The 10384-nt window shown below is 44.8% G+C and carries 9 protein-coding genes, 1 tRNA gene and 2 pseudogenes; 2 read left to right on the top strand and 10 right to left on the bottom strand.

The features are described 5' to 3' along the window. Positions 1-115: 115 nt before the first annotated feature. Together ACO0K1_RS19530 and ACO0K1_RS19525 are read right to left on the bottom strand one after the other, a co-directional pair. Positions 116-879, bottom strand: a pseudogene (locus tag ACO0K1_RS19530) (IS3 family transposase); the annotation flags it as partial. A gap of 754 nt (positions 880-1633) precedes the next feature. Continuing rightward, positions 1634-1710 (bottom strand) — tRNA-Pro (locus tag ACO0K1_RS19525). 231 nt (positions 1711-1941) lie between these two features. Between ACO0K1_RS19525 and ACO0K1_RS19520 the strand changes: the two genes are divergently transcribed. Next, positions 1942-3081, top strand: a complete 1140-nt coding sequence (locus tag ACO0K1_RS19520) for a M14 family metallopeptidase (protein WP_423028782.1) — start codon at positions 1942-1944, stop codon at positions 3079-3081. A gap of 173 nt (positions 3082-3254) precedes the next feature. Continuing rightward, on the top strand, positions 3255-3719 hold the full coding sequence (locus tag ACO0K1_RS19515) for a CYTH domain-containing protein (protein ID WP_423028780.1): 465 nt from the start codon (positions 3255-3257) through the stop codon (positions 3717-3719). Between the two features lie 90 nt (positions 3720-3809). Here ACO0K1_RS19515 and ACO0K1_RS19510 read toward each other — a convergent pair whose 3' ends face one another. The 8 genes and pseudogenes from ACO0K1_RS19510 to ACO0K1_RS19475 all read right to left on the bottom strand — a co-directional run. Further along, complete coding sequence (locus ACO0K1_RS19510; protein WP_423028778.1) at positions 3810-4100, bottom strand: hypothetical protein; 291 nt, start codon at positions 4098-4100, stop codon at positions 3810-3812. Next, on the bottom strand, positions 4093-4599 hold the full coding sequence (locus ACO0K1_RS19505) for a hypothetical protein (protein ID WP_423028776.1): 507 nt from the start codon (positions 4597-4599) through the stop codon (positions 4093-4095). The genes ACO0K1_RS19510 and ACO0K1_RS19505 overlap by 8 nt, the downstream gene beginning before the upstream one ends. A 388-nt stretch (positions 4600-4987) precedes the next feature. Continuing rightward, positions 4988-6277: an MFS transporter gene (locus ACO0K1_RS19500; protein ID WP_423028774.1), complete on the bottom strand. Its 1290-nt coding sequence runs from the start codon at positions 6275-6277 to the stop codon at positions 4988-4990. Between the two features lie 393 nt (positions 6278-6670). Further along, positions 6671-7123, bottom strand: a complete 453-nt coding sequence (locus tag ACO0K1_RS19495; RefSeq protein WP_423028772.1) for a MaoC family dehydratase — start codon at positions 7121-7123, stop codon at positions 6671-6673. A gap of 9 nt (positions 7124-7132) precedes the next feature. Continuing rightward, positions 7133-7597 (bottom strand): MaoC family dehydratase, encoded by a 465-nt coding sequence (locus tag ACO0K1_RS19490; RefSeq protein ID WP_423028770.1) that lies wholly within the window; start codon positions 7595-7597, stop codon positions 7133-7135. A 60-nt stretch (positions 7598-7657) separates the two neighbouring features. Next, on the bottom strand, positions 7658-8797 hold the full coding sequence (locus ACO0K1_RS19485; RefSeq protein ID WP_423028768.1) for an acyl-CoA dehydrogenase family protein: 1140 nt from the start codon (positions 8795-8797) through the stop codon (positions 7658-7660). Between the two features lie 10 nt (positions 8798-8807). Continuing rightward, a complete protein-coding gene (locus ACO0K1_RS19480) occupies positions 8808-9998 on the bottom strand; it encodes an acyl-CoA dehydrogenase family protein (protein WP_423028766.1) in 1191 nt (396 codons plus the stop codon). A gap of 215 nt (positions 9999-10213) precedes the next feature. Next, a pseudogene (locus tag ACO0K1_RS19475) lies at positions 10214-10384 on the bottom strand (IS30 family transposase); the annotation flags it as partial.

Below are 10384 nucleotides of genomic sequence, written 5' to 3'. Positions count from 1 at the left end.
CCTGCAGGCGTTGATTCCATAGCGATATTTGTATTGGGTCGTGGCTCATGCCTTCTCCTTAACTTTGAAACGAAGGAGTGTGGCGCGTTCATTTCATCATTGCTAGATGGTTGCGTCGGACGCTTACCACCTTGCGGCTGTACCAGTCCATGATGCCGACCAAATACACAAATCCCCTCGACAGCCGAACATAGGTTATGTCGACACTCCACACATGATTCGGCCGGATCACTGGCAAACCACGCAGTAAATAAGGGTAAATCTTGTGTCCCGGATGCGCAACGCTGGTCTTGGGGCCTGGAGCCATACCTGCTAACCCTAACTTTTGCATCAGTCGCTGGACATGTTTACGATTGATCAGATATCCCAGCAAACGTAACCAGACCGTCATGCGCCGACTACCGTAAAACGGATGCCTGGTGTATTCGGTATCAAGTAGGTCCAGCAAAACTAATTCGGCTTCATCAACTTTCTGCCGTTGCCGCTGTTTCTTGTCGTAATAAGTGGCACGGGCTACACCAGCCAATTTGCATTGCACCGTCAATCCGATATGCTCATCAGACACTACCCATGCCTGACGATCTTCTACCGGCTGATCCCGGACTTTTTTTTGAGCCAATCGAGTTCCATGTTCAGTTGACCTATCTTGGCGTACAGCCGCTCTGGGTCACTTTGAGCATCAACTGGTTTGGGACCACGCTTGGCATCAAAAAAGAGTGCAGCTTGATCAACCAGCTCTTTCTTCCATTGTCTGACTTGAGTCGGATGCACATTGTGCTCTTGGGCAATCTCATTGATCGTCTTGAGACCTCGTACTGCCTCCAGAGCCACTTTGGCCTTTTGTTGCCCGCTAAAACTGTTTCTTTTGAGTTCGCTCATCGCCTGCTTTCGTTGCTTAGCTTCTTGCAGGGTACTCCTTAAACTCTTGTCTGGCTTTGTGGGTCCACTTTAGTCGTCAATTACAACCAACAAAACAGAGCGCCACTGTGGCTACCTGCTGTGATCTGGAAAACAGTGTAAAAGCGCTTTTTAAAAAACTTAGATTTTAGATTTTGTCGTATTTTTACCAATCTATTTTTCAAGTTTTCTTAGAAGTTGTGCTTGGTGCTTGTGGGAATATGCACGTTGCAAAGTGTGTTTCTCTGCGGCGCAACACAACAAAGGATTGAATTTTTATCTGCTATACGTTGGATGCTGGCGCTGATTTCTTGGTCTGCACTTCGAAGGAGGGATTGAAATGCCTCAACCAAATTACCCCAATATCGCTCAGTAACTGCGTAAATGCATTTCGAATATGTTGGAACGAGCATTATTTTGGCGACCGCTAACAGAGCATAGCGGTTGCTTATTTGGGCGACCTGATAATCAGCACTAATCTTGGCATTTGGTAAGCTGATACAAGCTTCTAAACTGATTGATTGGCGCAAAGGTCTATCGGGATTTTTCAGAGGAATTTTCCCAGACGAGTTTGGTACAAAATACCCGTTTGCTATTACGGTGAACGACTAAAAGCTGTCGAAGTTACGCTGAGGGGTAAATTTCGGTCAGGAAAACTGTAGGGGTAAATGTTGGGGTAAAATCTCCAGAAAGCAAAAAGGCCAATCTGCTGATTGGCCTAAGTCATTGATTTTATTGGTCGGGACGGCAAGATTCGAACTTGCGACCCCGTGCACCCCATGCACGTACGCTACCAGGCTGCGCTACGCCCCGACAAGCCAAATATTATAGTGCATTAAAACTATTTTTACCATTCCCGTGCTTGAAACTAGGGGAGTATCATTAAAGATGAAAATTTAAATGATTATTTTTTGAAAATTGTGACTAATTTATTTTCATAATCTTTAAAAAGCGGCGAAAATAGATGTTCAAGGTCGCAGTAGGCAATTGAAGCTGAGTAGATTCAATTCGCTGCGGTAAGAACAGACAAAACAGATCATAACTATGACAATTAAAATCAGCCAAAATTTCGATGCCGGTGCTATCGAGGTAATTAAAGCAGAGCAGGCGGGGGCAATAGAACTCAATTTGCGCAAAGACTCCCATGCAGATATCTGGCAATGGTTTCATTTTCGTTTGCAAGGCGCACGGGGGCAACAAGCTGAAATACGCATATTAAATGCAGGAAAAGCAACCTATGCAAAGGGATGGGAAAATTATCGCGCTGTCGCAAGTTATGACCGTGAGACATGGTTTCGCGTTGATACTGAATTCGATGGCGAGGTGATGACCATTCGCCACACGCCAGAATGCGATAGCGTTTATTACGCGTACTTCGAGCCCTATAGCTGGGAGCGTCATCTTGCATTATTGGGGAGCGTGGAACATTCACCATTAGCAAGAGTGGTTGACCTCGGAAATACAGTTGATGGTCGCGATCTGAATATGGTTGTAGTAGGGGATCCAGACGCTGAGAAAAAAGTGTGGATCATTGCACGTCAACATCCAGGTGAAACGATGGCAGAATGGTTGGTTGAAGGTGTGCTTGATGCATTACTTGATCCTTCCAATCCAATCGCGCGCAGCATCTTGGAGAAAGCTGTTTTATACATCGTTCCGAATATGAATCCAGACGGTGCCTATCGCGGTAATTTACGAACAAATGCAGCAGGTGCAAACTTAAATCGCGAATGGATGATGCCATCGTTGGAAACAAGCCCGGAAGTATTTCATGTAAAAAATAAGATCCATGAAACTGGCTGTGATTTATTCCTGGATATCCACGGTGATGAAGCATTGCCTTACGTGTTCGTCGCTGGCAGCGAAATGCTGGCAGGATTTACTGAGCAGCAAGCACGTGAGCAGCAAATTTTTGTTGATAGTTTCTGTGCCGCCAGCCCAGATTTCCAAACAGAAGTGGGTTACGCAGCATCAAAATATAACGAGGATGTCTTGAAGTTGGCATCCAAATATATTGGGCATACCTTTAAATGCGTTTCGCTCACTCTGGAATTACCCTTCAAAGATAACGATAATTTGCCAGACGCCGAAGTGGGCTGGAATGGCGCACGCAGCGTGAAGTTGGGCGAAGCAATGTTACAGCCGATTTTGACGTCCTTATCGACGTCTTTGACGGTGAAATAAAGTCTACTAAATCTGGCTTGAGGGCGACTGTAAATATCGTCTTCCTGGTTACACTTATATCTTTGAAAAAAAGAGTGCCACAAAGAATGCGGCACTCTTTTTTTCTTGGAGCGAATTGCAAACTGCTTTTGATAGGAAGATACTCCCTCATATTTTTTAAAATAGGAACAAGCATGGGAATCGAAATTGAGCGCAAATTTTTAGTCAACAATAACGACTGGAAAGCACAAGCATCTTGTAGCTATCTGAAACAAGCTTACCTGAGTTCTGAACCGGGTCGTATTGTACGAGTTCGAATTGACGGCGAGTCAGCCGAGCTGACGATTAAGGGTATTTCAACGGGTATTTCCTGTGGGGAATGGAATTACAGCATTCCTTTGGCGGACGCAAAAGAATTGTTGAATACAGTTTGTTTACAACCACCCATAGAGAAATATCGCTATCGACTCCCTATGGGCGATCTAATGTGGGAAATTGATGAATTTTTAGGCGCTAACGCTGGCTTAGTTGTCGCAGAGATTGAACTACCATCAGAACACCATGATTTTTTACGACCAGATTGGTTAGGTGAAGAAGTTAGTCATGACCGAAGATACGCTAATGCGAATTTATTGAAGCATCCGTTTAAAGATTGGTGAACTTTTTTTCTTTTCTTTTTTTGCTTCAATGAGAATTTGAGTCTAAGAATCCGCTGCTTTGAACATATGGCTCCTCATGCAAGACCAATCTCAAGGCTGATAAGACGACCAGGGCGCAACCAGGGTTTCGATATTTTTTTCGTATTCCTTTGATAGCTTGGGGCCGTAGTAAGTATTTAAGAGTTTGCGATATTTCCCCGTTTTGTAGAGTTGTTGAAACCCAGTTTTAATGCGTTCAAAGAGAATCGATCCATCGGGATGTTGTTTATTGCAAACAAACAGTAGAGGTAGGGTATCGACTTGCTTCGGAAGAATGATGAAATTCTCGGTTTCGTTGGCGTATGATTTCTGGATCATTCGCCTTGCGAGTAAATCACCCATGAGTGCGAGTTTTCCCCCGACCTAATTTCAACATGGGCAATTGCGATTCGATTGCCGCTTCATGCACTGAAGCACCTGCCGCTATCAAGCTCGCTGTGTAGTTTGAAGACCTGATGGCAATGATAGATCTCCCTGCAAGATCTTCGAGCGAATCAAATTTTGGAAGAATTTTGTCTGGTTGATAGGCGACCAGAACCATCATTATTTGGGCGATAGGAGGGGAACTCAATACTTGTAGTTGTTCCTCTGGTGACAATCTTTTGAGGTTTTTATTTGTTGTGATGATACATGCAGACTTTTGACTATTGAATGCGGTGGCGACAAAGCGAGCCGTTGGTAAAAAAATCAGCTGGACTTTGTGCCCCTCTAATTCGAAGGAATTTAAAACAATTTCACCGACGAGACCACCTTTGGGTTCGTTCGCCGCTAAATACGGCGGATAATCAAAAGCAGCAATGCTCGATACAGGCGCTTGCGCGAATACAATAGGCACTGTCATTTGCGATATGCAAAACACCATCCACAACAAAGAAAGTCTTTTGAAAACCGCGTACATTTAAAAACCTCCACATCGTCATCGGATTTGGATGATGCCGCCTGAAATGCCCGATATTTTTTAAGCGCTGCTACTAAAATAATTGTTTCAGGGAAATTGAGAAAATTCCACGAAATGGCTCGAAAATGACTACTATGATATTGAAACCCAACCAGGCCAATATCTTAAATATTCACTAACATCATCTATGATGATAATTGCGTTGAAGGAAATTTCAAGCTACATTTTGAAGAATGGTGCTTTTATTTGACGACTAACCGTAACGGCGGGACTCGCAATCGAGATAGACAGCAAATCCCTTACCTGATCGTTAAGTTATAACTATATTCGATTAAACTGCCTTTACGCCTCGATTTGCGGCTTTACGGTATAAGATCAAGGTGGCAGTCAAACCACAAATAGCCGCAAATGACATCCAGAGGCCAGGCGCCGCCTTGTCATGAGTCACCTCAATGAGCCAAGTTGCAATTGCTGGTGTGAATCCTCCAAAAATCGCAGTCGCGAGGCTATATGCAAGCGAAAATCCGGCGGTACGGACTTCAACTGGCATGACCTCTGTTAATGCTACCACCATTGCGCCGTTATAACTGGCATATAAGAACGATAACCACAACTCAGCGATGAGCATTTTTGAAAAAGTTGGATCATTGGTAAGCCAGCTCACGACAGGATAAGCGGTCAAGATAGTCAAGATCGTAAAGGTGAGTAACAACGGCTTACGCCCAATCTTATCTGACAGGCTACCCATCACTGGTAACCAGAAAAAATTAGAAATACCAATACAAAAAGTAACGATTAAGCTATCAGTTGTGGTTAGCTTGAGTACCGATTTTCCAAAAGTTGGTGTGTAGACAGTAATCAGATAAAACGACACGGTAGTCATGGAAACCAATAGCATCCCGCATAACACCAGGCCCCAATTTTTTATCATCGACCGAAAAATCTCACGTGCATCTGGACGATGTTTACGTTGCATAAATTCTTCGGTTTCTTGCAATGAACGGCGGATGACGAATAACACCGGGACGATCATACAGCCAACAAAAAATGGAATACGCCATCCCCAATCAGCAATATCCTCAGGTGATAGCATCTTATTGAGTGCGTACCCCAATGCTGCAGCAACGATAATGGCGACTTGTTGACTTGCCGATTGCCAACTAACATAAAAACCTTTGCGCCCGGGTGTAGCCATTTCGGCCAGATAGACAGAGACGCCTCCCAATTCAACACCTGCAGAAAAACCTTGCAACAGCCGTCCGACCAACACCAGGAATGGTGCGACATAACCTATCGTTGCATAACCAGGGACACAGGCAATCAAAATCGTACCTAACGCCATCAATGCCAGGGTAACAATCAAGCCTTGCCGTCTTCCCACTCTGTCAACGTAAGCGCCAAGAAATATTGCGCCTAGCGGGCGCATTAAAAATCCGGCACCAAAGGTCATGAACGTCAACATTAAGGATGCGAACTCATCACCAGCGGGAAAAAATGCTTTTGAAATATACGTGGCATAAAAACCGAACAGGAAAAAATCAAACATTTCCATGAAGTTGCCACTAGTGACGCGCAGAACTGTGCCAAGTTTAGAACTAGGTTTAGAGGGTGAGTGTGTCATAGTTGTCTTTTATAGTAATGATGAAAACTAAGCCCCCAAAATGTGGAGGCTGTAGGTTTTTCTGCTGCAAAGAATTGCCATCAGGCATGAAAAGGTCTGTGATCTTGAATCATGACGATTGTTAATCGGTAACAGAGTCGTGTCAGGCCGTTTCATCAATGCAACCCATGAGTTAATTGTCTCACGCACTTGAGTTTATCAGCACCAGAAACAATTCAATACGAAGAGGGGGCTTGTTGTTGTCAATTCCCCCTCAACTGCAATTCAAAGATCATTTTTTTGAGCTTGCGTAGTGCTCACAAGATGAGTCAACGGTCTGGTTCATCAATGAGCAATGAGCAATAAGCGAAGAACGATGAACCATGAGCGAATGAAAACAATCTTAACGGAATATTAATAGCAGCGCGACACAGATTCAGCAACACACACTGGTTTGTCGGCGCCTTCGCGCTCGATGGTTATTTCCCACGTCATTTGAGCACCATCCTTGATGTCCTCAACGCTGAGTAATTTCAAGTGTCCACGCAAGCGACTTCCTACCGGTACCGGGGCGGGGAAGCGAACTTTATTGAGCCCGTAGTTGACGCCCATTTTGACATAAGTGAGATGGATCGCTTTTTGCATCAGTGCAGGCAATAAAGACAAAGTTAAGAAACCGTGCGCAATTGGTGCACCGAACGGAGATTCTCTCTTTGCCCGTTCAACATCAATGTGTATCCACTGATGATCTCCCGTGGCCTCAGCAAACATATTGACACGTTCCTGGCTGATTTCTATCCAATCAGAGGAGGCCACATGTTGACCGATCAGATCTTTAAGCTCTTGTAAGCTATGAATTTCGCGCATGATAGCTCCTTATGATTGAGGGCGACGGCCAAACATACCCATGCCGTTGATGGTACATACGGTTTGTCCGTGTTGATTAACTGCTTTCCAAACGGTATTAATGACACCACGATCGGGTTTAGACGTTGATGCTTTGCTGCCTGTCGTCTCCGCGGTAACGGTGAGTGTATCGCCAGGGCGCACTGGTAAAATCCAACGGACTTCGTCAACACCCGGTGAGCCCATGCTGGATGAGTCTGCCAAAAAGCCATCGACAACCATACGCATAATCATGCTACAGGTGTGCCAGCCACTGGCAATCACATCGCCAAAAATAGATTTTTTGGCCGCTTCTTTATCAATATGAAATGATTGCGGATCAAATTGCGTTGCAAAAGTAATGATTTCTTCTTCTGTTACTTTGCGTTGACCAAGTTGTATTACCTCACCAGGTACAAAATCTTCGAAATACCATGTGAATTTTTTATCTGTCATTCTCAATTTCCAATCAAAAAAATCCCGGTCAATGCCGGGATGATGAAACAATGATGCGTTTTATGCGCTGACTTTAAAGCCGGGTTGAGATACAAAACGGGCGAGATGATGGTCAGTATCACCAAATGATAATTCAATCGTCGTCAAACGTTTGAACATATGGGCTACCGGCAATTCGTTCGTCACACCCATGCCGCCATGCAGTTGCACGGCTTGCTGGCCAATATAGCGTGCTGCCTGACCAATGCGTGCTTTTGCAGCTGAAAGAGTACGCCTTCTTTCTTCCGCATCGCCAGAGGAGACTTTAACGGCAGCCAATGTCGCCATAGAACGCGCTTGTTCCATTTCCATAAACATCTCAGCCATGCGGTGCTGCAAAACTTGAAATTTACCAATTGGGACACCGAACTGCTGGCGTGTTTTTAAGTAATCAAGAGTGGCTGCATTAATCGCTTCCATAATGCCGATGGCTTCTGAACACAACAAAGAAACACCATAATCAGAAACAGCATCCAGCAATTCCCATCCATTGTTTTCATTGCCCAATTGACTGATTGGTGCGACTTGCACCTGATCGAAATGAATGTCGGCTGCCCGATAACCATCGATAGTGCGGTAGTCAGTTCTGTGAACGCCATTGCTATTGGCATCGACCAAGAACAAATGAATGCCGGTTTTGTCGCGTTGATTACCACTTGATCGTGCTGAGACAACCAGCATATCGGCCTGAGCGCCATGCAATACCACCGTTTTTGTGCCGTTGAGCACAAATCCATCCTGGTTGGCGCTGGCGGTCGTCGCAATATCGAAAAGATCGTAGCGAGATTGCTTTTCACTCAAAGCGACTGCTATTTTTTTCTCACCTGTCGCAACTTGTTCAAGCACATCGAAGTGCGCTTTTGATTGTTTCAAAAATTCAGCACCGAGGACAGTTGCAAAGTAGGGCTCTATCACCAGAGCACGTCCCAATTCTTGCATCACTATCATCATGTCAACAGCGGAGCCGTTGAAGCCACCCTGATCCTCAGGAATCGGCAGGGCAGTAGCACCGAGTTCAGCTAATTCAGCCCACGCTTTTGTTGAGATCCCTTCACTTGAACCAATGACGTGTTTGCGTTGTTCAAAGCCATAATCTTTCTCAGCCCAGCGACGAATTGCTTCCGCAAATTGTTTTTGTTCTTGCGTTAAATTGAAGTCCATTGCTTTTTCCTCACAGTCCTAAGATCATTTGCGTAATGATGTTTTTCTGAATTTCGTTGGAACCACCGTAGATCGATGTTTTGCGGTAATTGAAGTAATACGAGGCCAACGCGGCCGCATCGTCATCACTCACGAGACTATGTTCAGTTTCACCATCGAGGAATTCCGGATCAAACGGTAAGCCATAAGGGCCGACTGCTTCCAGCATCAGTTCTGTTAAGCGCTGTTGAATTTCGGTGCCTTTGATTTTTAACAGAGATGCTTCAGGACCTGGACGACCACTATCTTGCGAGATCACCCGCAAAACTGTAATTTCCAATGCCATCAATTCGACCTCCAGGCTTGCTACCTTGTGAGCGTAAATTGGGTCTTCAATCAGAGGGCGGCCATTTTTTTGATGTTCGCCGGCGATGCGTTTTAAGAACAAAAGTTCTCGTTTAGCGCGTCCTACCGCCGCGATGTTCGTGCGCTCATGGCCTAATAAATATTTAGCATAGGTCCAGCCTTTGTTTTCTTCGCCGATCAGGTTTTGAACCGGAACTTTCACATTATCAAAGAAAACCTCATTTACCTCGTGATCTTCATCGAGCATGATGATAGGGCGTACGGTAATGCCAGGTGTTTTCATATCGATCAATAAGAATGAAATACCTTCTTGCTTGCGGGCACTTGGATCTGTTCGCACCAGGCAAAAGATCATGTCCGCATGTTGCGCTAAAGTTGTCCAGGTCTTTTGACCATTTACAATGTAAAAGTCACTCTCACGCTCAGCGCGGGTTTTCAGTGAAGCCAGATCTGAACCTGAGCCGGGCTCGGAATAACCCTGACACCACCAGTCATCACAGCTCAGAATCCGGGGTAAGTAATAGTCTTTTTGTGCCTGATTGCCGAATGCCATAATCACTGGCGCCACCATGTTGACGCCAAACGGCAAAATTGGTGGCGTGCCAGCACGGGCGCATTCTTCTTCGAAAATATGTCTTTGGGTCGGCGTCCATCCAGTGCCGCCGTATTCAACAGGCCAGCCTGTCGCGACCCAGCCTTGTTTGGCAAGAATCTTATGCCAACGAACAAAATCTTCGCGCGCCATACGCTTATGATTGCGAATCTTGTGCTGCAAATCTGCTGGAAGATGCGCTTCGAGATAGTTGCGTACATGATCACGGAAAGCGAGGTCTTCCGCGGTGTAATTCAAATCCATATTGTCTCCTGAAATAAATGCCTGTTGTTTGGCGACTTAAGAGAAACACTGTGGGTCTTCAACGATGCCCAACTAATGAATAATTTTTATTGTTTCTCAAAAGGATAAAACTAAAAAAAGCACGACCGTTCAAAACAATTGTACAACGGATTTAAAACATGGTGAGTGTGATCTTTATTTTCTTTACTTTCTTTACTTTCTTTACTTTCGCGAGTTCAATTTTGAAGTGCAAGCGTATTTTTGAAGAATACCTGATTGTGTGTAAGGTATCCTAACCTTTTTCTTGGTCGATTATTCAGTCTATTCATGGCGTGATCAATCTCCTGTTGTGTAATCGTGGTGAAATCTCTGTTCTTCGGAAAGTATTGCCTAATCAATCCATTCGT

It is taken from the genome of Undibacterium sp. SXout20W (assembly GCF_049340285.1).
Classification (GTDB): Bacteria; Pseudomonadota; Gammaproteobacteria; order Burkholderiales; family Burkholderiaceae_D; genus Undibacterium.
This window is presented reverse-complemented; position numbering and strand designations above follow the sequence as displayed.

Coding starts and splice junctions, on each gene's coding strand:
- ACO0K1_RS19520 (WP_423028782.1), top strand. CDS start 1,942: ATGACAATTAAAATCAGCCAAAATTTCGATGCCGGTGCTATCGAGGTA.
- ACO0K1_RS19515 (WP_423028780.1), top strand. CDS start 3,255: ATGGGAATCGAAATTGAGCGCAAATTTTTAGTCAACAATAACGACTGG.
- ACO0K1_RS19510 (WP_423028778.1), bottom strand. CDS start 4,100: ATGGGTGATTTACTCGCAAGGCGAATGATCCAGAAATCATACGCCAAC.
- ACO0K1_RS19505 (WP_423028776.1), bottom strand. CDS start 4,599: ATGACAGTGCCTATTGTATTCGCGCAAGCGCCTGTATCGAGCATTGCT.
- ACO0K1_RS19500 (WP_423028774.1), bottom strand. CDS start 6,277: ATGACACACTCACCCTCTAAACCTAGTTCTAAACTTGGCACAGTTCTG.
- ACO0K1_RS19495 (WP_423028772.1), bottom strand. CDS start 7,123: ATGCGCGAAATTCATAGCTTACAAGAGCTTAAAGATCTGATCGGTCAA.
- ACO0K1_RS19490 (WP_423028770.1), bottom strand. CDS start 7,597: ATGACAGATAAAAAATTCACATGGTATTTCGAAGATTTTGTACCTGGT.
- ACO0K1_RS19485 (WP_423028768.1), bottom strand. CDS start 8,797: ATGGACTTCAATTTAACGCAAGAACAAAAACAATTTGCGGAAGCAATT.
- ACO0K1_RS19480 (WP_423028766.1), bottom strand. CDS start 9,998: ATGGATTTGAATTACACCGCGGAAGACCTCGCTTTCCGTGATCATGTA.